Here is a 24,778-nt window from a genome sequence, read left to right on the forward strand (position 1 = left end):
AAACGCCGGATCCGGGGAGCCCCGAGGCGACCGGCCAGGGCCCTACAGCCAGTCGGCGTCCGGGGTGGCGGCCCGCAGCACGGCGCCCGCGCCGGAGAGCACCGGCTCGCCGTGCGCCACGCACAGCACCTCGGGCTCCAGCGCGGCCAGCCGCCGGAAGGAGGCCAGCGCCTCCACCCGGTCCATGTTGAACGGGCCGAGCAGGGCCCGCCCGCCCGCTGTCGCGATGACGTCGCCGGGGAAGAGCACGCCGCTCTCCGGCAGGTGGAGGGCGATGTCGCCGGAGGTGTGGCCGGGCACGTAGAGGACGTGGACGGGCTCGCCCCAGCCGTCCAGGGTGTCGCCGTCGTACAGCTCGACGTCCACCGGCAGGTGCCGCAGGGGCGGCAGGCTCGTCGCGCCGAGGTCCGCCAGGACCTGCTGGTGGAGGGCGTACTCCGCGGGGGTGTACGTCGTCGGTGGGATCTGTGGCACCTCCCCCCGGATCACCGCCGCATCCACGGCCCCGGCCAGCACGCGGGCGCCCGTCGCCTCGACGAGATCGGCCGCCGAGCCCATGTGGTCGAAGTGGGAGTGCGTCAGCACGATCTGCCGTACGTCCTCCGGCCGCCCGCCGAGCTGGGCCAGCGCCGCGAGGACGGCGGGGGCGGACCCGGGCACGCTGGTGTCGATCACGGCGAAGCCGTCCAGCAGCCGGACGAAGTGCACGTGTCCGACCGGGAGGGGCAGCTGCCAGACGGTGGCGGTCACCTGGATGAGGTCCATGATGCCGACAGTAGCCGGAACCTGATGATCAGTCAGCTGTTTTCCACCGCAGGCGAATCGGCCGCGAACCCCGCGATCAGGGCGTCGACGGCGAAGTGGAAGCGGGTGGTGTCGTCGGTGCCGGCGCCGGTGCGGACGGCTTCGGCGAGCAGCGGGTGGCGGTCGGGGTCGAAGGGGGCGGGGGAGTGGCCCGGCTCGATGCCGACCTCGGCCGTGGTGTGGCCGATGACCAGCAGGGTGAGGGTGTTGAGGGCGTCCAGGGCGCGGCCGAGGGGGAAGCCGGCCGCGGTGAGGATGCCGAGGTGGTGCTCGACGGCGTCCAGGGTGGCCGGGGTCGCGGCCGGGCGGCTTAGCACCAGCGGGAGGATGCCGGGGTGGCGCAGCAGCGCGGCCCGCAGGGAGTGCGCGTACGCGCGGAGCCCGTCGTGCCAGGGCCCGGGGGAGGGTGCGGCGGCGGGGGTGAGGGCGCGTTCGACCAGCCCGTCGAGGAGGGCGTCCTTGTTGGGCACGTAGTGGTACAGCGTCATGGCCTCGACGCCCAGCTCGGCGCCGAGCCGCCGCATCGACAGAGCGCGCAGGCCCTCGCGGTCGGTCAGGGCGAGGGCGGCGTCGAGCACTTGGCTGCGGGAGAGTCCGGCGCGTTCGCCCCGGGTGCGCTTCTCGGCCATCGGAGGGCCCTTCTGGCGGCGGGTTGATTTTCTTACGTCGTAAGTCTACCTTGGACCCAAGAGATTCTTACGGCGTAAGACAAGAAGACGAGACGGACAAGGGGTGGGGTCATGGGCATCGAGGTCAACAAGCGGGCCATCGGTGGATTCGTCACGGCGATCAACGAGCGCAGGATCGAGGACTTCCCGGCGTACCTCCACCTGGACGTGATCGACCACAACAAGATCATCTTTGGCGAGGAGGACGCCCCGGGCGCGGCGTTCGAGGGCTTCCGTCAGCAGCTGGCGGCCTTCGGCGAGTTCGAGGTCGTCATCGACGGGCTGGTCGCCGAGGACGACGAGGTCGTCGCCAGGCTCACCGTCAGCGGGTCGCAGACCGCCCCCCACCCCCGCAGCGCCGAGCCGACCCGGCGGGCGTTCAGCGTGGAGCAGATCTGGGTCTTCACCGTCCGGGACGGCAAGGTCGCCGAGATCCGCGCGGTCGCCGACCGCCTCGGCATGTTCCTCCAGCTCGGCTGGGACTGGCCGACCGAGGACTGACACCTGACCCGGCGGGAGTGGCCGAGGCGGTCGGTGGGGGAGGGTCAGCCGCGCTCGGCGGCGCTGCGCTCCACGCAGAACTCGTTGCCGTCGATGTCGGCCATCACGACCCAACCGCTGCCGTCGGGCCGCCGCTGGTCGTCGACCTGGGTCGCGCCGAGGGCGAGCAGGCGGTCGACCTCCTCGTCGCGGGTGCGGTCCTGGGGCTGGAGGTCGAAGTGGACGCGGTTCTTGACGGTCTTCGCGTCGGGGCCGGTGATGAAGAGCAGCTGGACGCCGTTGGCGGTGCTCAGCAGTGCCATCGGATCGCCGGGGAAGTCGTCGTCGGCAAGGGAGCCTTCGAGCACCTGGGCCCAGAAGGTGCCGAGCGTGTAAGCGTCGGTGCAGTCGATGGTGACGTGTCGTACGAGAGATGCCATGGCGCCACTATCGCTGGTGGGCCGGGTCGTCGGCCAGGGGTTTGCGAGGCTGCCCGGGTGGGCCGGATGCCGTGCCCGGGTGGGCACAGTCGGCGGGGCCGCCGGCGAGCGGGCCGGGCCGGTGACCAGGTGCGGTACGGGGAGTGGCCGGGGCGGCTCCGCTGCGCTGTCTGCCGTGGGTGGTGCGCCCGTGGTACTCGTGGTGGTTCCGTGCCGGGCCGTCAGGTCGCGGTGGGCCCACCAGGTGAGGGGACCTGACAGATGCACAGGAAGAAGAAGCTCGGAAAGCTGTGGATCGGAGGCGCGGCGCTCGTCTGCCTGAGTGTCTGCGCGGTCGCGATCGGCACCGAGGCGTCCGGCACGGTGACCTCCGGCACCCTGGCCCGGGGCATCGACCCCGGAGGCACTGCGGTCGTCCCGCCCGTCACGGCGCCTACTCCCACCGCCAGCCCCACCAAGCCGGCCGCCGCCGGCCCGATGCGGCTCAGCAGCCCCGACGGCCCGGTCACGGCCGACGAGATCGCCTCCTTCCGCAGTTACGTCCAGACCCTCACCCCGGCCGCCGACAACATCGGCAACGACTGGGCCCAGGGCCACAGCGGCGAGGAGACCAAGGCGATGGGCCTGGTCTACGAGATCTCCCACGACCGCCCGGTGCTGGACCGGATGATCGGCTACTGCGACACCGTGCTCTCCGAGCGCAACGACCTCGCACCGGCCCCCGTCGGGCAGCACGTGCTCTGGACCGGCAAGATCGACCCGGCCTGGCCGAACGACGTCACCACCAAGCCGATCGGCACCGGCGGCGAACAGGGCGACCCGGTCGGCCACCTGGCGAACTGCGCCCGGCTGATCCTCCAGACCCCGGCGCTGTGGAAGACAGCCGTCACCGGCGGCGACCCGCACCGGTACGGCGCGACCTACCTCGACCGGGCCAAGCGGTACGTCGCCGAGGCCGACACCGCCGTCGACAAGCACATCCTGGCCCGGCTGCTCGACGTCTCCCGGAGCAACCGTCAGTACTTCGCGGCCGGTTCGCCGTACAAGGGCGGCCAGCCGGTGCCGTGGAACCAGCAGATGATGTTCGACTACGCCTTCCAGAACCTGGCGGTCGCGCACGAGCTGCTCGGCGACAACCCGGCGAAGGTCAAGCGCTACGACCAGCTGGTGCAGGCCAGCGTGGACTGGTTCTTCGGGACGGTGCGCAAGTACACCGACCCGAAGGGCAAGCCCGCCTACGACTGGGCGTACGCGCCGCTGGAGGGCGGCAAGGAGGACAACGACCACGGCAGCCTGGACAGCGCGGGCCTCTACCGCGCGTACCTGAGCGGCCGGTACGGCATCACCCCGGCCATGCTCGCCCCGCTCGCGAACACCCTCGCCGACGTGATGACCAAGGGCTCCGGCCACTACGCGGGACGCGTCGACGGCACCGACGGCTCGGGCAACAGCGCGCCCACCACGTACGTGCGCAGCGGCTGGCTGCTGACCTCCGAGTTCCGCCCCGACGTCTACCACCCGTGGGTGGCCGTGGACATCCCGGGCGGGACGACGACGGCCGTGGACCGCTTCTCCCGCGCGCTGCTGGTGAAGAGTCACCGAGCCAAGTAGTCACCGAGGCAAGCAGCCGCAGTACCAACGAGCTGCTTACCGGTCTCCTACCCGGCGGCCCGATAGGGTCGGTGACCATGAGACTGGGCGGGGTGTGGCGCAAGCGGGTACTGGTCGGCCTGCTGGTGCTGCTGGTGGCCGTGGTGGGTACGACGATCGCGGTGGCCGCCAAGGGGCAGCCGGCTGCGGTCCGCGAGGAGGATCGTTTCCTCGACCTGCCGGAGACCCCCGGCAGCGCCGCGACGATCAGCCTGGACACCTCCTTCTTCACCACCGGCAGCACCCCGCGCCCGGCAGTCCTGCTGGCCCACGGCTTCGGCGGCAGCAAGGACGGCGAGCGCGACCGCGCCCGCGAGCTGGCGCGGGCCGGGTACGCGGTGCTGACCTGGTCGGCGCGCGGCTTCGGGCACTCCACCGGCAAGATCGGGCTGGACGCGCCGGACCGCGAGATCGCCGACGTCAAGCACCTGGTCGACTGGCTGGCCCAGCGCCCCGAGGTGCAGCTCGACGCCCCGGGCGACCCGCGCGTCGGCATCACGGGCGCCTCGTACGGTGGCGGCGCCGCGCTGCTCGGCGCCGCCTACGACCCCCGGATCGACGCCGTCGCCAGCGAGATCACCTGGTGGGACCTGGCGGACTCGCTCTTCCCGCAGAGCATCGCCAAGGACGGCGACGGGGTGTTCAAGAAGCTCTGGGCCGGGATCTTCTTCACCACCGGCTCGGCGGGCGATCTGACCGCGCAGCCGGGCAAGCCGCAGAAGGCCGCCGGCCCGCCCGGCTGCGGGCGGTTCCTGGACGAGCTGTGCGCGATGTACGACCGCGTCGCGACCGCCGGGCGGCCGGACCAGGCCGCCGTCGAGCTGCTGAAGCGCTCCAGCCCCTCCTCCGTCGCGGACAGGCTCAAGGTGCCGACGCTGGTGGTGCAGGGCCAGCAGGACTCGCTCTTCCCGCTCGACCAGGGCGACGCCATCGCGAAGGCCGTCGCCGCGAACGGCGCGCCCGTCGCGGTCGACTGGTTCGCGGGCGGGCACGACGGCGGCACCGAGGGCAGCACCCGCACCGACGCCCGCGTCACCGCCTGGTTCGACCACTACCTCAAGCGGGAGGATGTCGACACCGGCCCGGCCTTCCGCGTCACCCGCACCGGCGGCGTCGACTCGACCGGCTTCCAGGCCGTGCTGCGCGGCGCCGACGCCGACGCGTACCCGGGCCTCGGCGGCACCGCCACCCGCAGCTTCCCCCTGGTCGGGGCCGAGCAGACCGTCGCCAACCCGCCCGGCGGCGCACCGCCGAACATCTCCGGCCTGCCCGGCATCGGCGCGCTCTCGCAGGCCGCCACCCTCGGCGTCGGCCTCTCGCTCGACTTCCCCGGCCAGTACGCGAGCTTCGACTCCACGCCGCTCGACTCCGCGCTGCACCTGACCGGCGCGCCCACCGTCCGGGTGAGCGTCAAGACCGACCGCCCGGACGCGGTGCTCTTCGCCAAGCTCTACGACCTCGGCCCGGACGGCAAGCAGACGCTGCCGCAGCAGCTCGTCGCCCCGCTGCGGATGACGGACGGCCAGACCGCGACCGTCACCCTGCCCGCCGTCGACCACACCTTCCCCGCCGGGCACCGCCTGCGGCTCGTCCTCGCGGCCACCGACCTCGCGTACGCCTCGCCCGCGCAGCCCGCCACGTACCGGATCGCCGTGGCCGGGCCGCTCGCCGCGCCGACGGTGGAGCAGCTGAAGACCGAGGCCGCACCGCTGCCCGCCCGCACCTGGGTGCTGCCGCTGATCGCCCTGGCGGTGGCGGCGTTGCTGCTGGTGGGTCGTCGCCGCCGGACCCCGGCGCCGGACCCGTCGTTGCTCGACGTGCCGCTGCGGATCACCGGCCTGAGCAAGCGTTACAAGGGCGCCGCCGACCGGTATGCCGTCCGCGAGCTGTCCTTCCAGGTCGAGCAGGGCCAGGTGCTCGGCCTGCTCGGGCCCAACGGCGCCGGCAAGACCACGACACTGCGGATGCTGATGGGCCTGATCCGGCCGGACGCGGGGGAGGTGCGGCTGTTCGGCCACGCCGTCCGCCCGGGTGCGCCGGTGCTCTCCCGGGTCGGGGCCTTCGTCGAGGGCGCCGGGTTCCTGCCGCACCTCACCGGCCGGGCCAACCTGCACCTGTACTGGAAGGCGACCGGCCGCCCCACCGAGGACGCCCACTTCGACGAGGCACTCGCCATCGCCGACCTCGGCGAGGCCCTCGACCGCGCCGTCCGCACCTACTCCCAGGGCATGCGCCAGCGCCTGGCCATCGCGCAGGCCATGCTCGGCCTGCCGGACCTGCTTATCCTGGACGAGCCCACCAACGGGCTCGACCCGCCGCAGATCCGCGAGATGCGCGAGGTGATGATCCGTTACGCCGCCGCCGGACGCACCGTCATCGTCTCCAGCCACCTGCTCTCCGAGGTCGAACAGAGCTGCACCCACCTGGTGGTGATGGACCGGGGCCGCCTGGTCAGTGCCGGGGCCGTCGCCGAGATCATCGGCCACGGCGAGCAACTGCTGATCGGCACCGGGCCCGGCTACGGCCCCGAGCAACTCGCCAAGGCCGCCGAGCAGGTCGCGCAGCTGTCCGGCGTCGGCGCGGTGGTGCCGGCCGAGCAGGGCCTGCTCGTCCAGCTGGACGGCCTGACGGCCGGAGAGCTGATCGCCGAACTCGTCCGGCTCGGCATCCCCGTCGAATCCGCCGGGCCGCACCGCCGCCTGGAGGACGCCTTCCTCTCCCTGATCGGAGGCTCCGCGTGAGCGCTGTCGACCACACCCCTGTCGACCATGCACCCGGCTATCGCGCCGCGCGGACGCTGCCGCTGCGGGTCGAGGCCCTCCGCCAGCTGCGGCGCCGCCGCACCATGGTGATCGGCGGGGTGCTCGCGGCACTGCCGTTCATCGTGCTGGTGGCCTTCCAGATCGGCGGGCCGCCCGGCCGTGCCGACCGCACCACCTTCATCGAGCTGGCCACCGCCTCCGGCCCCAACTTCGCCGCCACCCTGCTCTTCATGGGCACCGGCTTCCTGCTCGTCATCCCCGTCGCGCTCTTCTGCGGCGACACCGTCGCCTCCGAGGCCAGCTGGTCCTCGCTGCGCTACCTGCTCGCCGCACCCGTACCCCGGGCCCGGCTGCTGGCCCGCAAGTTCACCGTCGGCCTGGCCTTCTCCGCCGGGGCGGTCCTGCTGCTCCCGCTCATCGGGCTCGCCGTCGGCACGGCCGCGTACGGCTGGGGCGACCTGAAGCTGCCCACCGGCGCCAGCCTGCCCGCCTCCGTCGCGCTGCCGCGGCTCGCGCTCGCCGTGCTCTTCGTCTTCCTCAGCGAGCTGGTCATCGCGGCCCTGGCGTTCTGGCTCTCCACGGCGACGGACGCCCCGCTCGGCGCGGTCGGCGGGGCGGTCTTCCTCTCCATCATCACCGGCGTCCTGGACGCAATCACGGCGCTCGGCAGCCTGCGCGAGTGGCTGCCCGCCCACTGGCAGTACGCCTGGGCCGATGCCCTGCAACCCCAGCTGGAGTGGGGCGGCATGGTGCAGGGCGCGTCGCTGTCGTTCTCGTACGCGGTGGTGCTGCTGGCGCTGGCCTTCCGGGGCTTCGCCCGCAAGGACATCGTGTCCTAGAGCAGCTCAGCCCTCGGTGAGGGTGTGCTTCACGAGTGCGTTGGCGTGGCCGTGGCCGAGGCCGTGTTCGGTCTTGAGCCAGGCGACGAGTTCCATGTGCTTGGTGAGCGGCGAGGACCGGATGAGCTCCTGCCACTCGGCGACCGGTCGGCCGTACTTCTGCTCGATCGAGGGGAAGTAGCTGGCGGGGCCCTTCACGGGTTCGGTCATGTCAGTGTCCTGTCTCGGTGTCTGTGTCTGTGTCTGTGTCAGTTGAGGTGGTCAGCTTGGTGCTGACTGCGGTCAGCCAGAGGAGGCCGAGCGCGGCACCGGCGGTGAAGGCCAGCACGGTGGCGGCGGAACCGGCGAAGCCGGCGAGGACCGCCACCGGTACGAGACGGTTGGCGAGGGCCCAGCCGCGCCGCCGCTGGGCCGCGAAGTGCCGGGCCAGCACCAGGAACGCGGCGCACAGCGCGAGATATCCGACCGTGCCGCTGATCATGTGGACAGTGCCGTGCGCGCTCAGTGAGGCGACCCGGCCTTCGGGGGCGCCGACCGGGAATCCGGCGCCCGGGTCGGCGCGGAAGACTCCGGCAAGCAGGAAGGAGGCACCGAACACGCCGAGCAGCCGGGGTGCCCAGGTGCCGCCGGGCGTGCCGCGCAGCGCCCGGTGCGCCCCGACCGCGCCGAGGATCACCAGCGGGCCGGTGAGCAGGAACGAGGCGATCTGGACCCAGCCGAGGTCGCCGAGGCTGAGCTGGCTGAGCGCGTTACGGGTGAAGTCGAAGCCGTCCCGGGTCAGGCCCTGGATCAGGCCCGCGCCCAGGAACAGCGGGCCTGCCGCGATGCCGCCGAGCAGCAGGGTCCGCGCCCCCGGTCGGGCCGGGGCGGTGGTGGCGATCAGGGGTGCGTCGAGCGTCTGGGTCATGCGGAGCCCTCCTTGGCCGGGGCGTAGGCGAGGACCTGGAGGCCGGAGCTGAAGGTGGTGACGCCGATCGGGCGGAGGGTCTTCTTCGGGGAGGTCTCGGTGAAGAGGCGCTTGCCGGTTCCTTCGACGACGGGGCAGGTCCACAGCCGCAGCTCGTCGATCAGGTCGTGCTCCAGCAGGGTGTTGACGAAGTCGCCGCTGCCGTAGACGAGCAGGTCGCCGCCGTCCTGCTGCTTGAGCTCGGCCACGGCCGTCGGCACGTCGTCGGTGAGGAAGGTCGCGTTCCACTCGGGGGTGTCCAGGGTGGTGGTGGCGACGTACTTGGGCATGGCGTTCATCCGGTCGGCGAAGCCGTCCTCGTCCGTCATCGACGGCCAGGCCTGGGTGAAGCCCTGGTAGGTGGCGCGGCCGAGCAGGAGGGCGTCGGCGGCGAACAGCTGGGTGCGGGCGTACGCGGCGCCCTCCTCGTTGAAGTAGGGGGCAGTCCAGGCCGGGTGCTCCACGATGCCGTCGAGCGTGATGTAGAGGGAGGCGATGACCTTGCGCATGGGAGAGGCGTCCTTCGGGTGGCGGGCGCAGAAGTGCCCTTGTGTACGATGTCCACATTCGGAAGGTGCGGTGATCCGCGCCCCCCGGTCGATCTTCCAGAAGCCTAGACGAGCAAAGTGGATGCTGTCCACATTGCTGTCCACATTGGAGTTGAGATGGCCTCAGACGCCGAGAACCCGAAGCGGGACACCTACCGCCACGGCGACCTCCGCAACGCGCTGATCGAGGCCGGCCTCGAACTCGCCCGCACCGGCGGGCCGGAGGCCGTCGTCCTACGGGCCGTCACCCGGCAGGCGGGCGTCGTGCCCAACGCGGCCTACCGCCACTTCGCCGACCGGGGCGCACTACTGCACGCCGTCTCCCAGGCCGCGATGGCCCAGGTCGCCCGCGCCATGGAGGCCGACCAGGCCGCCCTGCCCCCGACCGCCGACCCCACAGCCGCCGCCCGAGCCCGCTTCCGCGCCGTCGGCACCGGCTACCTCCGGTTCGCCCAGGAGGAGCCCGGCCTCTTCCGCGCGGCCTTCCACGTCCCCGCCGACATGGCCTATGCCGCCGCCGACACCTCCGCCGGAGACAGCGGCAAGACCCCCTTCGAACTCCTCGGCGCCGCCCTCGACGACCTCACGGCAGTCGGCCTGATGCCCGAGGACCGCCGCCCCGGCGCCGAGTTCCTCGCCTGGTCCGCCGTCCACGGCCTCGCCGCCCTCATCATCGACGGCCCCCTGCGCGGCCTGCACGCCACCCAGGCCCACGAGGCGGGCCAGCTGCTCATCGACATGATCGAACGCGGCATCTGACGACCGTTGTTGGTGTGGGGGCGTCCTTCCCATCGGATCCGACAAGTTCTGGTCGCTACTGCCCGCCGCGCTATTACGCTCGGGGGATGAGCGGCAGCCAGGCGGATCCACCAGGCAGGCGGGCAACTTCGGGCCGTGGACGCCTGAGGCTACTTCCGATCGGCTGGGCTCTCGCGTTGGCCATCGTTGTGGCGCTGCTCGTGCTGATCGGGGCAACGCTCATCGGAGTCGTCCTGCTCGGGTTTCGCGAGATCAAAAGGGAACCTCAGGTGTCGGCGGGCACCTTGTTCGATCTTCTGAAGGTCAGCTTCGCTCTGGTGGCGGGGGCGGGCGGCCTCGTGGCGCTTGTCATGGCCTATCGGCGACAGCGGCTCGCCGAGTACGCTCACGAACTCGACCAGTCCAAAGAAGATCGTGAACGTAGCAGGATGTTCAATGAGCGGTTCAGCTCAGCTGCGGGTCAACTCGGGCACGAACATGCCGCGGTACGCCTGGCTGGAGTGTACGCAATGGCCGGCCTCGCAGATGACTGGCAAGCCCATCGACAGACCTGCATCGACGTGCTGTGCGCCTACCTGCGCATGCCGTACCCGCTGGCGCCAGCCGAGCCCTCCCCTGGGTACGTCGGGTGGCTTCACACCCGGGAGGTCCGCCACACCGTCATACGTGTCATAACCGCCCACCTTCGGGACGACGCAGCCGTTTCGTGGTGCGGACACGATTTCGACTTCACCGGAACCGTCTTTGACGGCGGCGACTTCACTCGCGCAAGGTTCACTGGTGGCACGGTCATCTTTGAGCGCGCCAAGTTCTCCAGTGGGGAGGTCGCCTTCCATGGCGCCAACTTCGCCGGTGGCGTCGTGGGTTTCTGGGCCGCAGAGTTCCAAGGCGGTCAGGTCTACTTTCCCGATGCCACGTTCAGCGGTGGCACCGTCTCCTTCGAGGAGGCCAAATTTTTCGCTGGTCTGGTCTGCTTCGACCACGCCAAGTTCGTCGGCGGGCGGGTCCACTTCCGCGCTGCGGAGTTCGCCGGTGGCGAGGTCAACTTCCTTGACATCATGGACTGGTCCAAGCCGCCGGAGTTCGATGCTGACCAGCCACCTACAGGCGTCCTGATCACGCACCACCTGGACACCGCCTAATGCTCCGACCCGGAGGTTCGCCGGATTGGTGCGGCAGGCTTCGTTTCGCGCCTCTGGGCCACTTCGGACCGCTGCCGAAGATCAAGCTCGCCAACTCGAACCGCCCCCAACCAGAACGGGCGTTGGTCGGCGTGAAGCTCAGCTCGACGTTGTTGCGCCTCGCTCACCGGCTGATCCGAATGGCCGAGGGTGCCGACCCCGGTCTGCGGATTGGTTGGTCGTACTCGCTGTCGCCGCTGAAGAGGGAGCTGGCCCTGATCCGGGCTCGAGTACGTGAGCATCGCCCCGGTCGACCGGGTGACTACGAACCGGGCGAGATAGCTCAGTGCGACCTGTGCTTCCCCGAAGCGAGTGTGTCGGTGGTGCCGAGGCAGGCGGGCTCGGTGTCAAAGCCGCACACGTCGGCTACTCGGTCCTGCTCGACACGGGCGGCATTCTCGCGCCACCACGCGACATCCCTCTCCAACTCGTCCAGGACTTCGCGTCGCAGTTCGATGTGGTCGATGAATTCGGCTGGCAGCCTGACTCCGTGGTCGAGGACGTAGTGGGCGAGCCCTTCCGGCCAGAGGTAGTAGCCATCGGTGAAGTCGCGGGACCCGTTGGAGCGTGAACACAGCCGACACCTCGATGACCCCATCCAGTATCCGGCGACCTGCCCGTGCTCCAGATAGTCCGCGACCGACAGCCGTTCGGCCTCGTCCCACGCAGGATCAACAAGATCAGCGGGGTTCGGCAGCTCCTGGTTCTCCGAGGACCGCCAGAAACCGAGCAGCCTGACCGGACGGTCGGGATGTTCACGCAACTCAGGCATGCCCGAAGACTTTCACGATGACGGTCCCGCGTCACTTCAGTTGTACCTTCCCCGTCTTGTTGCGCTGAAAGGTGGCGCTGCGTCGTGTCAGGAGCCAGCGCAGGGCCGCACGGCCGATGCGGATCACGTGTGGACGCGCCGCAGAGCGGCTCTGCCACCGCGCCACCCAGCTCGGCACCGAACGTCTCCCGATATCCAGCCGCCCCGAGGCGCAACATCGCTAGCCACAACCCGGCGAACCTATGCGGCAGCGCACTATCCGGGGTGGATCAGGTCGGCGAGCTCGGTGGCGCCGGCTGCCTCGGGGGCGAGTCGGGCGAGCCTGCGGAGGCGGATGGCGTAGGCGCGGCGCTGGATGTCGGTTCCGTGCTCGGCGATAGTCTGCGCGAGTTCGCGGGCCTGTTCGGTGTCGCCGTCGGCGATGGTCACGACGGAGGCGAGGAACGCGCCGACGACGCCTGTGAGTAGGTCCGGGCGGGCGTCGAGGACTTGGCGGAGGCGTGGGATGTCCGCCTGGTCGATGGCGTCGAAGGCGTGGTCGGTGGCGGTGGCCGGGTCGGCGGCGATTGCGTAGACCTCGTCGAGGGCCAGGTGGTCGGCCAGTTGGAGGAGAGCGAGATGTTGGCGGGCGGCCGGAGCGTCCAGGGCCGAGAGGGCGGCATGCATCTCGGGTGTGCGCAGGGCGCTGCCGTGCTGGTCGAGGAAGTCTCTGGAGGCGGCCCAGGTAGGGGTGTCGACCCAGGTGTGGAGCAGGAGTTGTACGTCGTGGTCGCGTCGTCCGCGTTCCAGGACGGCATCGAGCGTGTCGGTGTCGGCTTCGGCCAGGACGGCGGTGAGGCTGTCGATGGCTTGGTCACCGGGGAAGAGGGCTGTGGCCAGGTGCAGGTGGTGGCGGAACTCCGGTGACAGGAGCTGGTCGTGGTGAGTGCGGAGGAATGCCTCGATGCCGGGCCAGTCGGTTGCTTGGGCCCATTCGTCCAGGAGTAGCAGGCTCTCCTCCGGCAATGGGTCGGTGGCCCAGTCAGGGAGGTCGGCGGTGAAGATGCCGAGGCTGATTGCGGTGTCGCGGATCTGGTGTCGGGCGCGGCTCAGCGCCTGGAGGTCGCCGCTGGTGGCTGCCAAGGCTGCGATGACCAGTTGGTTGGTGGCGAGACTTGTGTCAGCGTGCCCGGTGAGGTAGCTGGCGTAATGGGCTCGGAGTTCAGCCTGTGCTAGAGAGTGCGCTTCAAGGACGGTAAGGGCATCCTGCCAGGCGGCAGATGAACTGTGTGCGTTGCTCTGCCGGTTGGAGAGGTTGTTGAGGGCACTGGCGAGGTTGGGGAGGAAGGCGGCGGGGTTGGTTTTGGCGAGGTCGCGGAAGAGGTTGACGGCTTCGGTGATGGAGGCGAGCGCTGCCGCTCGGTCCCCAGTGTTGCTTTGGTGGTTGGAGAGGTTGTTCAGCGACATGGCGAGGTTGGGGAGGAAGGCGGCGGGGCTGGTTTTGGCGAGGTCGCGGAAGAGGTCGGCGGCTTCGGCGATGGAGGCGAGCGCTGCCGCTCGGTCCCCAGTGTTGCTTTGGTGGTTGGCGAGGTTGTTGAGGGTGCCGGCGAGGTTGGGGAGGAATGCGGTGGGGCTGGTTTTGGCGAGGCTGCGATAGAGGTCGGCGGCTTCGGTGCCGGAGGCGAGCGCTGCCGCCCGGTCTCCGGCGTTGCTCTGGTGGTTGGCGAGGTTGTTGAGGGCGCCAGCGAGGTCTGGGAGGAATGCGGTGGGGCTGGTTTTGGCGAGGTCGCGGTAGAGGTCGGCGGCTTCGGTGATGGAGGCGAGCGCTGCCGCCCGGTCCCCGGTGCCGCTTTGCCGGTTGGAGAGGTTGTTCAGCGACATGGCGAGGCTGGGTAGGAAGGCGGCGGGGCTGGTTCGGGCGAGGTCGCGGCGGATCTTCACTGCTTCGGTGATGGAGGCGAGCGCTGCCACTCGGTCCCCAGTGCCGCTTTGCCGGTTGGAGAGGTTGTTGAGGGCGCCGGCGAGGTCTGGGAGGAATGCGGTGGGGCTGGTTTTGGCGAGGTCGCGGTAGAGGTTGACGGCTTCGGTGATGGAGGCGAGTGCTGCCGCCCGGTCGCCGGCTTCGCTCTGCTGGACGGCGAGGTTGTTGAGGGCACTGGCGAGGTTGGGGAGGAATGCGGCGGGGCTGGTTCGGGCGAGGTCGCGGCGGATCTTCACTGCTTCGGTGCTGGAGGCGAGCGCTGCCGCCCGGTCCCCAGTATCGCTCTGCTGGACGGAGAGGTTGTTGAGGGCACTGGCGAGGTTGGGGAGGAACGCGGTGGGGCTGGTTTTGGCGAGGTCGCGGTAGAGGTCGGCGGCTTCGGTGATGGAGGCGAGTGCTGCCGCCCGGTCCCCAGTATCGCTCTGCTGGACGGAGAGGTTGTTGAGGGTGCCGGCGAGGTTGGGGAGGAATGCGGCGGGGTTGGTTTGGGTGAGGTTGCGGTAGAGGTCGGCGGCTTCGGTGATGGAGGCGAGCGCTGCCGCTCGGGCTCCGGCGTTGCTCTGGTGGTTGGCGAGGTTGTTGAGGGCACCGGCGAGGTCTGGGAGGAATGCGGTGGGGCTGGTTTTGGCGAGGTTGCGGTAGAGGTCGGCGGCTTCGGTGATGGAGGCGAGCGCTGCCACTCGGTCGCCAGCTTCGCCCTGCCGGATAGAGAGGTTGTTGACGGCGCTGGCGAGGTCTGGGAGGAATGCGGTGGGGCTGGTTTTGGCGAGGTCGCGGTAGAGGTTGACGGCTTCGGTGATGGAGGCGAGCGCTGCCGCCCGGTCCCCAGAGTCGCTCTGATGGTTGGCGAGGTTGTTCAGCGACATGGCGAGGCTGGGGAGGAATGCGGTGGGGCTGGTTTTGGCAAGGTCGCGGCGGATCTTCACTGCTTCGGTGATGGAGGCGAGCGCTGCCGCCCGGTCCCCGGTATCGCTCTGCCGGTTGGCGAGGTTGTTGAGGGTGCCGGCGAAGTTGGGGAGGAATGCGGTGGGGCTGGTTTTGGCGAGGTTGCGGTAGAGCTCGGCGGCTTCGGTGCCGGAGGCGAGCGCTGCCGCCCGGTCCCCGGTGTTGCTCTGGTGGTTGGAGAGGTTGTTCAGTGACATGGCGAAGTTGGGGAGGAATGCGGTGGGGCTGGTTTTGGCGAGGTTGCGGTAGAGGTTGACGGCTTCGGTGCCGGAGGCGAGCGCTGCCGCCCGGTCCCCAGAGTCGCTCTGATGGTTGGAGAGGTTGCTGAGTGCGCTGGCGAGGTCTGGGAGGAATGCGGTGGGGCTGGTTTTGGCGAGGTCGCGGTAGAGGTTGACGGCTTCGGTGCCGGAGGCGAGCGCTGCCGCCCGGTCCCCGGTATCGCTCTGGTAGTTGGAGAGGTTGTTGAGGGCGCTGGCGAGGCTGGGGAGGAGGGCGGTGGGGCTGATTTTGGCGAGATTGCCGTAGAGGTCGGCGGCTTCGGCAATGGAGGCGAGTGCACCCGTCCGGTCACCGACATTCCCCTGCCGGTGGCTGAGCCGCTGTAGGAGTTCGGCGATCTCGACAGATGTCGGGTTGTCACCGGCGCGCAGGATCTCCAGGCGCCGGGTGTCGACTTGGAGTCCGAGGTGGGGAAGTCCGACGGCATTGAATGGGATGGCCCGGGAGAGTTCGTCGAGCCAAGGGTGTGCTGGCGCGGCGTCAACGAGCGTGTGGAGGGCAGCCAGCGCGATGCCGCCCAGTTCGGCGGCGACCTCCAGTACGGGGTGCCAGCGGTCGGGTCCGGTCACGACCCAGTCCGTGAGCATCCGGACCGTCCCCGCAGGGTCGGCAGCAGCGGCGCGGTTCAGCTGACGTAGCGCGCCCACCAGAGCCTCGGGCTCCAGGCCGTCCAAGGCGCTGCCCAGCAGCTCGGGGTCCTCGCGGAGTTCGTACAGGGTGAGGTGGTCGGCGATGGGGTCCGGTCGGAGGGTCAGCGCCTCACCTGGGCCCGGTTGCAGGCAGGTGGTCAGGGTGGTGCGGACGGTCTCCCGCCACTGGGCGTCGTCGGAGAGTTCTGCCACGGTGCGCAGCGCGGCGAGAGTCTGCGCGCGGGTGGTGGGGCTGCGCAGGGTCAGGCAGGCGACGGCGCGGTTGAGGACGTCCAGGGGTGCGTCGGCGACGGTGCCGGCGGTCTTCCGGTAGGTCTGGGCCCAGTAGTCGCGTTCGTGGGCGAGGATCTCCTCGTACAACTCGTCGCGGCTGGTGGGGAGTTGGTCGGACGCACGGGCGGCGAGCATGGCGAGCAGGATGTGGTCGAGGGTGGTCCAGTCCTGGGGGGTCGTGTCGATGGTCGGGGGAGCGGCGGGGCCGGGGTGGAAGGCCTGGACGGCTCGGCGGAAGAGTGCGGTGCCGTCGGGGTGCTCGGGGGGCAGGTGCAGGGGTGGGTGCTCGCGGCAGGGGTGGCCGTCGCGTTCCCAGGTCTTGCGCAGGGTGGCGAGCCACTGGCCGTCGGTGGAGCGGGCGGTCATGACCAGGACGGCGGGTACGGCGCCGCGCTCGGTGCGGCGTTTGAGGGTGGCCAGCAGGTTTGCGGCGTCGGCGGTGCGGGCGTCGGCGTAGTCGAGGACGACCAGGATGGGGGAGGTGACGGTGCCGAGCCAGTCGCGGCCGTCCGGCTTCTCGCGCAGGTAGCCGGTGTACCAGCCGTCGCGGGTGGCCAGGCGGTGGGCGAGTTCGAGGGCGAGGCGGGTCTTGCCTGCGCCGCCGACTCCGTGGACGACCACGATCCCGGTGTGCGGTCCGGTCGCGATGCTGTGGCACCAGTCGGTGAGCACGGTGAGTTCGTCGCGGGCCTGGAAGGGCACCACCGCGTGTTCGGCCCGCAGCATCTGCAACGGTCGGTACGTCTGGGCGTCCCACGGAAGGTAGGGGGAGCGCAGCGGTTGGTCGTCGGGGCGCCGGGCGGGAGTGTGCGTGTCCGGCCCGCGCCAGGCCCGGCCGATGTCGACGGCGAGGCGCCACGTCCAGGTGGCCGCGTAGTGGGCTCCGGTGCGGGCGGCCTCGGGGAAGGCGGCGCCCGTGCCGAGGATGGGGGAGGCGGGCAGGGCGTGCGCGAGGCCGACGGGGTCCAGGAGCAGCAGCGGTCGTGACGGCCCGTCGATCTCACCCTGGGCGAGCTCGTCCCACCCCTCCGGCCGGGTGAGCCACACGTCCTCGTCCGGAAGCCGGTACCCGTCGGTGTCGTCGATCCAGACGCCGACGAGGGCGTGGCCGGCCCGGCCCTGGTCGGGTGCGTCGAGGACGAGGACGAGCGCGTGCAGGCCGGAGTGCAGGTAGCCGGCGGCCAGGATCAGGGCCAGGTCCAGGCAGGTGGCGTGCCGGGGGGACCACAGCACCTCGGCCGGTTCGCGGATGACCTGACGCCCCGGCTCGTCGGAGGGCGCCTCGTGGGAGTACGTGACGCCTGCGCGCGCCAGGGCCTCGTACACGGCCTGTGCCTGGGCGATCCTGCTGCCCGCCGACGGGCCGGGAAGCTGCACCAGGGCGGCGACCTCGTCGGGCAGGACGTACTTGGCGAGTGAGGCGGGCTCGCCGTGCAGGGACCAGCGGGGCCAGGTGCTCACGGGGCCACCACCGCGACGGTGTCGGAGGCGCTGAGATCACCGACACCGGGCACCGCCCGCGCGCTGACCCGTACGTCGTACAGGCCCGGTGGCTGGGCGGGCAGTTCGGCGGTGAAGCAGCCTGCGCGCTCGTCCCAGTCCAGTCGAACGTCCAGTCGAGTCCCCGTACCCTCGGTCGACCTCACGGCCGCCCAGACCGTGTCGGGGAGCCCCGGGACCGAGTCGCCGCGAAGCCGGACCCGCAGCGGGATCGGCTGCCCCGGCTGGTGGAGTTCCTCCAGGTCGAGGCCGAGGGCGGCCTCCCGTTCGTCGCCCCGCACCGCTGCCAGGGTCTGCCGCTCCTCGTAGGCCTGGGCCAGGCCGGGGATCCAGGGGGCCGAGACGATCGGCCCGTGCCGGTCGCGGACCCGCCAGCCGGAGGTGTCGTGTCCGCTCAGCTCCAGCGGCACCGCGGAGATCGCGGGGACGGTGCCGTCGCCGTGGTCCTGCTCCCAGCCGGCCAGGTCCAGCCAGGCCGGGAGGGCCTTGCCGACGGTCAGCTTGCGTCCGTCCCACAGCGCCGACCCCGCCGTGTCGTGGCTCCAGCCCAGCCGGGGCACCACCTGTGGTTCCGTGCCGGTGCGGGGCAGCTCCTGCCAGGCCCGTTCGATCTCCTCGTGCATGGCGAAGGCGGCCTTCGAGGCCGGGCCCAGCCCGCCGAGCGGCAGTTCGTGGGGGTAGCGGGCGGTGTTCGTGGTGCTGTCCCAGACGGCCGGGTAGCGGGGCAGCAGTTCGGCCACCGAGGGCCACTCGCGCAGCAGGTCGCTCACCCCGTTGAGCCGCGCCCCGGCCAGCCTGACTCCGTTGACCAGCAGGTGCAGGGCCTTGGGGGCGCCGCGGTGCGGGGTGCCGAGGGTGATCAGGGCCCGGCACAGCGGCGCGCCCTGCAAGGGGCCGAGCCAGTAGCGGGCGACCAGCCCACCCATCGAGTGGGCCAGCACGACCACCCGGCCTGCTCGTTCGGCGGGGCTGACGTCCTTCAGCCGGTCGTGGACGTCGGCGGCCAGCAGTTCGGCGGCGTGCGCGACGCCGAGGCGGAAGTCGTACGGGAAGAGCACCACGTCCGCCGCCGGGTTGCGCCCGTCCGGGCGCCCCTCGTCCACCGTCACCCCCGGCAGCGCCCGGAGCCGCTGCACCAGCTGTTCGTAGCCCGGGACGACGGTCCACCCGGGCAGCAGCCGCTTCGAGCGGATCAGCCCGGTCGGCCGTAGCGGCTCGTCCACGCCCAGCCGGCCCGGCCGGGCCAGCAGCCCGGCGATGTCGCCGAAGCCTGCGTCCCACAGCGTCTTCGCGGGTTTCCCGCCCGATCCGGGCCGCTCCAGCACACTGCCACCGATCCCCGGCAGTACGTACAGCAGGTGCCTGCGCCCCATGTCGTTCCCCTCGATCCCTGGCAGCCGGTGCCAGCCGGCGCCAGCCGATCGCACCACAGCGGCGCGGGCGGTGTACGCCCGGTAGCCAAATCGAGACAACCCGGGTCTCGGACGGGTGGTGCCGGTGCGATGCGTGATGATGGAGGTTCAGCTGTTCGTAGCCCTGTAAGGAACCCACCCGTGGCTCAGATCGTCCTCTTCCACTCCGCGTACGGCCTGCGGCCCGCCGTGCACGACGCCGCCGAGCGCCTGCGCGCCGCCGGGCACCAGGTGCTGGTGCCGGATCTGTACGACGGGCGGGTCTTCGACACCGTCGAGGACGGGATGGCCTACCACGAGCAGGTCACGCTGGACGAGCTGCTGCGGCGGGCGATCACGGCCGTCGCGCCGCTGCTCGCGCCGGGCTCGGAGGGCGTGGTGTACGCCGGGTTCTCGCTCGGCGGCGCCGTCGCTCAGAACCTCGCGCTCGCGGACGAGAAGGCACGGGGGCTGCTGCTCCTGCACGGCACCTCGGACATCCGGGACGACGCCTCGACCTCCGTCCCCGTCCAGCTGCACGTCGCCGAGCCGGACCCGTTCGAGCCCGAGGACTGGCTGAACACCTGGTACCTGCGGATGCTCAAGATCGGCGCGGACGTCGAGGTGCACCGCTACCGGGGTGCCGGGCACATCTTCACCGACCCCGAGCTGCCGGACTACGACGCCGAGGCCGCCGAGGCGGCCTGGGCCGGGGCGCTCGACTTCCTCGCGGAGCTGGACGGCTGACGGCCCGTGGCCGGGTACTCGGGCACCCCGCTGGTGCAGAAGCTCGGCGTCCGGCCGGGCTGTGACCTGGTGGTCGTCGGCGGCTCGCCCGACCTGGGGGAGGGTGTCCGGGCCCGTCGGCGGCTGGGCCCCTTCGACGTCGCCGTCTGGTACCCGGCCGACCGCGCGGAGTTCGAGGCCCGCCTCGCCGACTTCCGGGCGGTGATGCGGCCCGCCGCCGGGCTCTGGGTGGCCTGGCCGAAGAAGGCCGCGAAGATCCCGACCGACCTGGGGGAGGACGTGATCCGCGAGGTCGCCCTGCCGACGGGCCTGGTCGACAACAAGGTGTGCGCGATCGACGAGACGTACAGCGGGCTGCGCCTGGTGATCCGGAAGGAACTGCGCGGCCGCTGACGGCACGGGCCCGCGCCGTCAGCGGACGACGCGCAGCTGCTGCCAGGCGGCGAGCTCCTGGATCTCCTGGTGCACGGCCTCGGCCACGGCCGGGGTGAAGGGGACGTCCTCGTGGACGGCGTGCACCGTGAACGTCCCGGCCTTGCGGTCGGCCACCGCGTCCAGCTTCCCGACGAGGGCGTCCCCGTGCAGGATCGGTAGTGCGAAGTAGCCCCAGCGCCGTTGGCCCTTCGGTTTGTACATCTCCAGCACGTACTCGAAGCCGAACAGCTCCTGGAGCCGCACCCGGTCGTGCACCAGCCGGTCGAAGGGGGACAGCAGCACCGTCCGCCCGCCGAAGGGCTGCCCGACGGCGGCCGGGTCGACCCGCCAGGTGCCCGGGATGCCCTCGACGACCGCCTCCTGCCCGGCCTCGCCGACCTCGCCCGGCTCGGCGGGGCTCCCGGGCGCATTGGCGCGCTGGATGCCCAGCGACCGCAGGCGCCGCTCCGCCCGGAGCCACCGGGCCTCCGCCTCCGGCGGGGCCTCGGCCTGGTCGGCGGGGTAGACCCGCTCGGCCAGGTCCCACACGCGCTGCTTGCCCCGGCGCCCGGTGACGGCGACCTCGCCGCGCAGCAGCAGGATCTCCAGCAGCTTCGTGACGTTGCGGTTGTTCGTCCAGCCCGTCGACGGCCAGGCCACCACGCTGGTGTCCGGGATGTCCCGGGACAGCAGGGGCCCTGACGAGCCGAGCCGGTCGAGCACGTCACGCCGGAAGGTCTCGTTGGCCCGCAGCCACTCCCGTGCCTTGTCGCTCCTGGGCACGGCCGACATGTCGGCGCGGTAGAGCCGCAGGTCGTCCATCGGACGGACCATCGCGTTGCACTCCCAGAGCGTCCGGTCCTGTTCGAGGCCCTGCCGGAGCTGCTCGGGCCGGTACGCCGGGCCCAGCCTGCTCCAGGCGATCAGGTCCGCGCTCGGCGCGACGGCGGCCGTCGGGTCGATCTGGAGCAGGGTCAGGTGCCGGACGGTCTCCAGCAGGCCGTCCGGCCGCTGTGCGTCCAGCAGCTGGGCCCGGACGGCGATGCGCCGGGCCTCCTCACGATCGAGCCGAAGAGTCGCCATGCCCGGAGGTTACTGGCCTGCACTGACAGCCGCCGGACCGACCGTCAGACCGTCCAGGCGGACGGGCCGAGCAGGGTCTTGATCTCGCTGGCGAAACCCGTGTTGTTGTCGACCAGGAAGCCGAGCTCGTAGAGCACGTCCTTCTGGCGGCTGGTGGTGAGCAGCCGGACGGGGACGTCGCCGGGGTGGGCCTTGAGCGAGCGCTTGAGTTCGCGGATGATCTTGGCCTCGACCTTGGCCGCCTGCATGGTGATCTGGATGGGCGGCTTGCCGCCGTGTTCGGCGGAGGAGATGTCGAGGGTGGTGATCTCCTGGCCGAAGATGCTCAAGGACCCGTCGCGCTCGTTGAGGCGGCCCCGGGCGGAGATGACGTTGTCCTCGACCATCTGGTCGGCCATCAGGTTGTAGGTGGCGGGGAAGAAGAGCACCTCGACCGAGCCGTCGCGGTCGGCCAGCGTGATGATCGCCCAGGCGTTGCCCGCCTTGTTGATCCGGCGGTCGACGTTGGTGATCAGGCCGGAGAGCCGGACCTCGCCCTCCGTCCGGCCGGAGCCGAGCAGTTCGGCGATGGAGATGTCGCGGTTGCGGGCGAGGATGTGCTCGGCGCCGTCCAGCGGGTGGCTGGAGACGTACAGGCCGAGCATCTCCCGCTCCAGGCTGAGGAGTTGCTTGCGCGGCCACTCGCGCTCGGAGAGCTCGAAGTCGAGCCCGATCGCGGGGGCGTCGGCCCCGGTGTCGAGGGCGCCGAAGAGGTCGTCCTGCCCGATGGCCTGCTGCTTCTTCAGGCCGGTGACGGCGTCGACGGCCTGTTCGTGGACGGCGACGAGCGACTGCCGGGTGTGGCCGAGGGAGTCGAAGGCGCCGGCCTTGATCAGCGAGTCGATGGTGCGCTTGTTGCAGACGACCAGCTCGACCTTGTCGAGGAAGTCCGCGAAGGAGGTGTACTTGCCCTTCTCCTTTCGCGTCTTCACCAGCGAGTCGATGACGTTGACACCGACGTTGCGGACGGCCTTGAGGCCGAACCGGACGTCGGAGCCGACGGCGGTGAAGTCGACCACGGACTCGTTGACGTCCGGGGAGAGGATCTTGATGCCCATCTGGCGGCACTCCGCCAGGTAGACGGCCATCTTGTCCTTGTCGTCGGCGACGGAGGTGAGCAGCGCGGCCATGTACTCGGCGGGGTAGTTCGCCTTGAGGTAGGCCGTCTGGTACGAGACGAGCCCGTACGCGGCGGAGTGCGATTTGTTGAACGCGTAGCCCGCGAACGGGACGAGGACGTCCCACACCGCCTGGATCGCCTCGTCGGAGTAGCCGCGCTCCTTGCAGCCCGCGTGGAAGGGGACGAACTCCTTCTCCAGCACCTCCTTCTTCTTCTTGCCCATCGCGCGGCGGAGCAGGTCTGCCTGTCCGAGCGAGTAGCCGGCCAGCACCTGGGCGGCTCGCTGCACCTGCTCCTGGTAGACGATCAGGCCGTAGGTGGGGCCGAGGACCTCGCTGAGCGGGGCTTCCAGCTCGGGGTGGATCGGGATGATCTCCTGCTGGGCGTTCTTGCGGAGTGCGTAGTTGGTGTGCGAGTTCATGCCCATCGGGCCGGGCCGGTAGAGCGCGGAGACGGCGGAGATGTCGGCGAACTCGGTCGGCTTCATCAGCTTGAGCAGCGCCCGCATGGGCCCGCCGTCGAGCTGGAAGACGCCGAGGGTGTCGCCGCGCGCCAGCAGCTGGTAGGTGGTCGGGTCGTCGAGGGCGATCTTCTCGATGTCGACGTCGATCGCCCGGTTGGCCTTCACGATCTTGATGCAGTGGTCGATGATGCCCAGGTTCCGCAGACCCAGGAAGTCCATCTTGATCAGGCCCATGGCTTCGCACGACGGGTAGTCGAAGCCGGTGATGATCACGCCGTCCTTGTCCCGCTTGTGCAGCGGGATCAGTTCGAGCAGCGGGGTCGAGGAGAGGATGACGGCGGCCGCGTGCACGCCGGTGCCGCGGATCAGGCCCTCGATGCCGAGGCCGGTGTCGATGATCTTCTTGACGTCCGGCTCGTTGTTGTACAGCGAGCGGATCTCGGTGCCCTCGTTGTAGCGGGGGTGCTTCTCGTTGAAGAGATCCGCCAGCGGCACGCCCTTGCCCATCACGTCCGGCGGCATCGCCTTGGTGATCCGGTCGCCCATCGCGAAGGGGTAGCCGAGGATGCGGTTGGCGTCCTTGACAGCGGCCTTCGCCTTGATCGTGCCGAAGGTGTTCACCTGGGCGGTGTACGCCTCGCCGTACTTGTCGGTGACGTAGCGCACCATCTGGTCGCGCTGGCGGTCGTCGAAGTCGATGTCGACGTCCGGGGGGTTGATGCGCTCGGGGTTGAGGAAGCGCTCGAAGAGGAGATCGTGCTCCAGCGGGTCCAGCTCGGTGATCCGGGTCAGGTAGGAGACCATCGAGCCGGCCGCCGAACCACGGCCGGGGCCGACCGGGATGCCGTTGTCGCGGGCGTACTGGCAGATGTCGGCGACGACGAGGAAGTACGCGTCGAAGCCCATCGGGGAGATGACGCCCATCTCCAGCTCGATCCGGTCCAGCACCTCCTGGCTCGGGTTGTCGCCGTAGCGGATCTTCAGGCCGGCGCTGATCTTCTGGCGCAGGAACGAGGCCTGCGTCTCGCCCTCGGGCACGTCGAACTGCGGCATCCGGTCGACGTACTTGAAGACCTCGTCGTACGAGCCGATCCGCTCGCCGATCGCCAGCGTGTTGGCGCAGGCCTCCGGCAGCTCGCTGAAGAGGGCCCGCATCTCCTCCGGCGTCTTGATGTAGTAGCCGCTGCCGTTGAACTTGAAGCGGTTCGGGTCGTCCTTGTTCTTGCCCACGCCGACGCAGAGCAGGCTGTCGTGGGCGTCCGCCTGGTCGGCGGTGACGTAGTGCGAGTCGTTGGTGGCCAGCAGCGGGATGTTCAGCTGCTTGGCCAGGCGCAGCAGGTCGTCCCGGACGTCCTTCTCGATGGACAGGTCGTGGTCCATCAGCTCCAGGAAGTAGTTCTCCTTGCCGAAGATGTCCTGGTACGCCCCGGCGGCCTTGACCGCCTCCTCGTACTGGCCCAGTCGCAGGCGGGTCTGCACCTCGCCGGAGGGGCAGCCGGTGGTCGCGATGATGCCGGTCGCGTTGGCGGCGATCAGCTCGCGGTCCATCCGGGGCTTCATGTAGTAGCCCTCCATCGACGCGAGCGAGGAGAGCTTGAAGAGGTTGCGCAGGCCGTCCGCGTTCTCCGCCCACATGGTCATGTGGGTGTAGCGGCCACCGCCGGAGACGTCCTTGCCGCCCTCACCGTCCGCGTTGTTCGGACGCTGGCCGCCGGGCGACCAGAAGACCGGCTTCTTCTCGAAGCGCGAGTTGGGCGCGACGTACGCCTCGATGCCGATGATCGGCTTGACGCCGGTCTTGGCGGCGGAGTGGAAGAACTCGTACGCGCCGAACATGTTGCCGTGGTCGCTCATCGCGATGGCCGGCATTCCCTGCCGCTCGGCCTCGGCGAAGAGCTTCCCGTTCTTCGCGGCCCCGTCCAGCATCGAGTACTCGGTGTGGACATGCAGGTGAACGAAGCTGTCGGCCACGGGGCAGGGCTCCTCGGGGGTGGTGGGTCTGCGAGACGTACCACCCTAGCGCGGTGGGACCCCCGGACGGCTCCGTGGCGGGAGGTGTCCGGGG

The 24,778-nt window shown here is 70.6% G+C and carries 19 protein-coding genes and 1 pseudogene; 9 read left to right on the forward strand and 11 right to left on the reverse strand.

The window, feature by feature from the left end; all coding sequences use genetic code 11:
- Window positions 1-42 precede the first annotated feature (42 nt).
- Complete coding sequence (locus tag ACR68M_RS26270) at window positions 43-765, reverse strand: MBL fold metallo-hydrolase (RefSeq protein WP_441246587.1); 723 nt, start codon at window positions 763-765, stop codon at window positions 43-45.
- A 32-nt stretch (window positions 766-797) separates the two neighbouring features.
- Entirely contained in the window at window positions 798-1,433 is a 636-nt protein-coding gene (locus ACR68M_RS26275; protein ID WP_441246588.1) for a TetR/AcrR family transcriptional regulator C-terminal domain-containing protein, read from the reverse strand.
- A 111-nt stretch (window positions 1,434-1,544) separates the two neighbouring features.
- Here ACR68M_RS26275 and ACR68M_RS26280 point away from each other — a divergent pair, with 111 nt between their 5' ends.
- Window positions 1,545-1,973, forward strand: a complete 429-nt coding sequence (locus ACR68M_RS26280; protein ID WP_441246589.1) for an ester cyclase — start codon at window positions 1,545-1,547, stop codon at window positions 1,971-1,973.
- Between the two features lie 44 nt (window positions 1,974-2,017).
- Here ACR68M_RS26280 and ACR68M_RS26285 read toward each other — a convergent pair whose 3' ends face one another.
- The gene (locus tag ACR68M_RS26285) at window positions 2,018-2,392 is read right to left on the reverse strand and encodes a VOC family protein (protein ID WP_441246590.1); all 375 of its coding nucleotides are present in this window, start codon (window positions 2,390-2,392) and stop codon (window positions 2,018-2,020) included.
- Window positions 2,393-2,653: 261 nt separating this feature from the next.
- On the opposite strand from ACR68M_RS26285, the gene ACR68M_RS26290 reads away from it, so the two are divergent.
- The 3 genes from ACR68M_RS26290 to ACR68M_RS26300 all read left to right on the forward strand — a co-directional run bounded on the left by ACR68M_RS26290 (window position 2,654) and on the right by ACR68M_RS26300 (window position 7,643).
- Window positions 2,654-4,003: a hypothetical protein gene (locus tag ACR68M_RS26290; RefSeq protein ID WP_441246591.1), complete on the forward strand. Its 1,350-nt coding sequence runs from the start codon at window positions 2,654-2,656 to the stop codon at window positions 4,001-4,003.
- Between the two features lie 77 nt (window positions 4,004-4,080).
- A complete protein-coding gene (locus ACR68M_RS26295; protein ID WP_441246592.1) occupies window positions 4,081-6,783 on the forward strand; it encodes an alpha/beta fold hydrolase in 2,703 nt (900 codons plus the stop codon).
- Window positions 6,780-7,643, forward strand: a complete 864-nt coding sequence (locus tag ACR68M_RS26300) for an ABC transporter permease (protein ID WP_441246593.1) — start codon at window positions 6,780-6,782, stop codon at window positions 7,641-7,643. The genes ACR68M_RS26295 and ACR68M_RS26300 overlap by 4 nt, the downstream gene beginning before the upstream one ends.
- A gap of 6 nt (window positions 7,644-7,649) precedes the next feature.
- Here the strand turns inward: ACR68M_RS26300 and ACR68M_RS26305 are convergent, their stop codons facing one another.
- From ACR68M_RS26305 to ACR68M_RS26315, 3 genes are read right to left on the reverse strand one after another with little or no spacing between them, the layout of a single operon-like run.
- A complete protein-coding gene (locus ACR68M_RS26305; protein WP_441246594.1) occupies window positions 7,650-7,853 on the reverse strand; it encodes a DUF4287 domain-containing protein in 204 nt (67 codons plus the stop codon).
- Window position 7,854: 1 nt separating this feature from the next.
- On the reverse strand, window positions 7,855-8,550 hold the full coding sequence (locus ACR68M_RS26310) for a DUF998 domain-containing protein (protein ID WP_441246595.1): 696 nt from the start codon (window positions 8,548-8,550) through the stop codon (window positions 7,855-7,857).
- Window positions 8,547-9,098 (reverse strand): dihydrofolate reductase family protein, encoded by a 552-nt coding sequence (locus ACR68M_RS26315; protein ID WP_441246596.1) that lies wholly within the window; start codon window positions 9,096-9,098, stop codon window positions 8,547-8,549. Before ACR68M_RS26315 ends, ACR68M_RS26310 begins: the two co-directional genes overlap by 4 nt.
- Before the next feature lie 156 nt (window positions 9,099-9,254).
- Between ACR68M_RS26315 and ACR68M_RS26320 the strand changes: the two genes are divergently transcribed.
- From ACR68M_RS26320 to ACR68M_RS26330, 3 genes and pseudogenes are all read left to right on the forward strand, one after another.
- Window positions 9,255-9,896, forward strand: a complete 642-nt coding sequence (locus ACR68M_RS26320; protein WP_441246597.1) for a TetR/AcrR family transcriptional regulator — start codon at window positions 9,255-9,257, stop codon at window positions 9,894-9,896.
- Between the two features lie 86 nt (window positions 9,897-9,982).
- Window positions 9,983-11,038 carry a pentapeptide repeat-containing protein gene (locus ACR68M_RS26325; protein WP_441246598.1) on the forward strand — a complete coding sequence of 352 codons (1,056 nt, stop codon included), beginning with the start codon at window positions 9,983-9,985 and terminating at the stop codon, window positions 11,036-11,038.
- A gap of 174 nt (window positions 11,039-11,212) precedes the next feature.
- Window positions 11,213-11,418, forward strand: a pseudogene (locus ACR68M_RS26330) (IS21 family transposase); the annotation flags it as partial.
- On the opposite strand, the gene ACR68M_RS26335 reads toward ACR68M_RS26330, so the two are convergent.
- From ACR68M_RS26335 to ACR68M_RS26345, 3 genes are all read right to left on the reverse strand, one after another.
- A complete protein-coding gene (locus ACR68M_RS26335) occupies window positions 11,361-11,849 on the reverse strand; it encodes a hypothetical protein (protein ID WP_441246599.1) in 489 nt (162 codons plus the stop codon). The pseudogene ACR68M_RS26330 and the gene ACR68M_RS26335 overlap by 58 nt on opposite strands.
- Before the next feature lie 255 nt (window positions 11,850-12,104).
- Window positions 12,105-17,417, reverse strand: coding sequence for a hypothetical protein (locus ACR68M_RS26340; RefSeq protein WP_441246600.1), 5,313 nt, complete (start codon window positions 17,415-17,417; stop codon window positions 12,105-12,107).
- The gene (locus ACR68M_RS26345; RefSeq protein ID WP_441246601.1) at window positions 17,414-18,829 is read right to left on the reverse strand and encodes a lipase family alpha/beta hydrolase; all 1,416 of its coding nucleotides are present in this window, start codon (window positions 18,827-18,829) and stop codon (window positions 17,414-17,416) included. Before ACR68M_RS26345 ends, ACR68M_RS26340 begins: the two co-directional genes overlap by 4 nt.
- 129 nt (window positions 18,830-18,958) lie before the next feature.
- Here ACR68M_RS26345 and ACR68M_RS26350 point away from each other — a divergent pair, with 129 nt between their 5' ends.
- The gene (locus ACR68M_RS26350; protein WP_441246602.1) at window positions 18,959-19,594 is read left to right on the forward strand and encodes a dienelactone hydrolase family protein; all 636 of its coding nucleotides are present in this window, start codon (window positions 18,959-18,961) and stop codon (window positions 19,592-19,594) included.
- Window positions 19,595-19,600: 6 nt separating this feature from the next.
- Window positions 19,601-19,987 carry a DUF3052 domain-containing protein gene (locus tag ACR68M_RS26355; protein ID WP_441246603.1) on the forward strand — a complete coding sequence of 129 codons (387 nt, stop codon included), beginning with the start codon at window positions 19,601-19,603 and terminating at the stop codon, window positions 19,985-19,987.
- Between the two features lie 18 nt (window positions 19,988-20,005).
- Here the strand turns inward: ACR68M_RS26355 and ACR68M_RS26360 are convergent, their stop codons facing one another.
- Both ACR68M_RS26360 and dnaE read right to left on the reverse strand, forming a co-directional pair.
- Window positions 20,006-21,091 (reverse strand): DNA glycosylase AlkZ-like family protein, encoded by a 1,086-nt coding sequence (locus ACR68M_RS26360; RefSeq protein WP_441246604.1) that lies wholly within the window; start codon window positions 21,089-21,091, stop codon window positions 20,006-20,008.
- Window positions 21,092-21,135: 44 nt separating this feature from the next.
- Window positions 21,136-24,684 carry a DNA polymerase III subunit alpha gene (dnaE, locus tag ACR68M_RS26365; RefSeq protein WP_441246605.1) on the reverse strand — a complete coding sequence of 1,183 codons (3,549 nt, stop codon included), beginning with the start codon at window positions 24,682-24,684 and terminating at the stop codon, window positions 21,136-21,138.
- Between the last annotated feature and the right edge of the window lie 94 nt (window positions 24,685-24,778).

It is taken from the genome of Kitasatospora sp. McL0602 (assembly GCF_052076145.1).
GTDB lineage: Bacteria > Actinomycetota > Actinomycetes > Streptomycetales > Streptomycetaceae > Kitasatospora.

Excerpts from the sequence above, each read along its gene's own strand:
- ACR68M_RS26270 (WP_441246587.1), bottom strand. The coding sequence starts at position 765 with ATGGACCTCATCCAGGTGACCGCCACCGTCTGGCAGCTGCCCCTCCCG.
- ACR68M_RS26275 (WP_441246588.1), bottom strand. The coding sequence starts at position 1,433 with ATGGCCGAGAAGCGCACCCGGGGCGAACGCGCCGGACTCTCCCGCAGC.
- ACR68M_RS26280 (WP_441246589.1), top strand. The coding sequence starts at position 1,545 with ATGGGCATCGAGGTCAACAAGCGGGCCATCGGTGGATTCGTCACGGCG.
- ACR68M_RS26285 (WP_441246590.1), bottom strand. The coding sequence starts at position 2,392 with ATGGCATCTCTCGTACGACACGTCACCATCGACTGCACCGACGCTTAC.
- ACR68M_RS26290 (WP_441246591.1), top strand. The coding sequence starts at position 2,654 with ATGCACAGGAAGAAGAAGCTCGGAAAGCTGTGGATCGGAGGCGCGGCG.
- ACR68M_RS26295 (WP_441246592.1), top strand. The coding sequence starts at position 4,081 with ATGAGACTGGGCGGGGTGTGGCGCAAGCGGGTACTGGTCGGCCTGCTG.
- ACR68M_RS26305 (WP_441246594.1), bottom strand. The coding sequence starts at position 7,853 with ATGACCGAACCCGTGAAGGGCCCCGCCAGCTACTTCCCCTCGATCGAG.
- ACR68M_RS26310 (WP_441246595.1), bottom strand. The coding sequence starts at position 8,550 with ATGACCCAGACGCTCGACGCACCCCTGATCGCCACCACCGCCCCGGCC.
- ACR68M_RS26315 (WP_441246596.1), bottom strand. The coding sequence starts at position 9,098 with ATGCGCAAGGTCATCGCCTCCCTCTACATCACGCTCGACGGCATCGTG.
- ACR68M_RS26320 (WP_441246597.1), top strand. The coding sequence starts at position 9,255 with ATGGCCTCAGACGCCGAGAACCCGAAGCGGGACACCTACCGCCACGGC.
- ACR68M_RS26325 (WP_441246598.1), top strand. The coding sequence starts at position 9,983 with ATGAGCGGCAGCCAGGCGGATCCACCAGGCAGGCGGGCAACTTCGGGC.
- ACR68M_RS26335 (WP_441246599.1), bottom strand. The coding sequence starts at position 11,849 with ATGCCTGAGTTGCGTGAACATCCCGACCGTCCGGTCAGGCTGCTCGGT.
- ACR68M_RS26345 (WP_441246601.1), bottom strand. The coding sequence starts at position 18,829 with ATGGGGCGCAGGCACCTGCTGTACGTACTGCCGGGGATCGGTGGCAGT.
- ACR68M_RS26350 (WP_441246602.1), top strand. The coding sequence starts at position 18,959 with ATGCGTGATGATGGAGGTTCAGCTGTTCGTAGCCCTGTAAGGAACCCA.
- ACR68M_RS26360 (WP_441246604.1), bottom strand. The coding sequence starts at position 21,091 with ATGGCGACTCTTCGGCTCGATCGTGAGGAGGCCCGGCGCATCGCCGTC.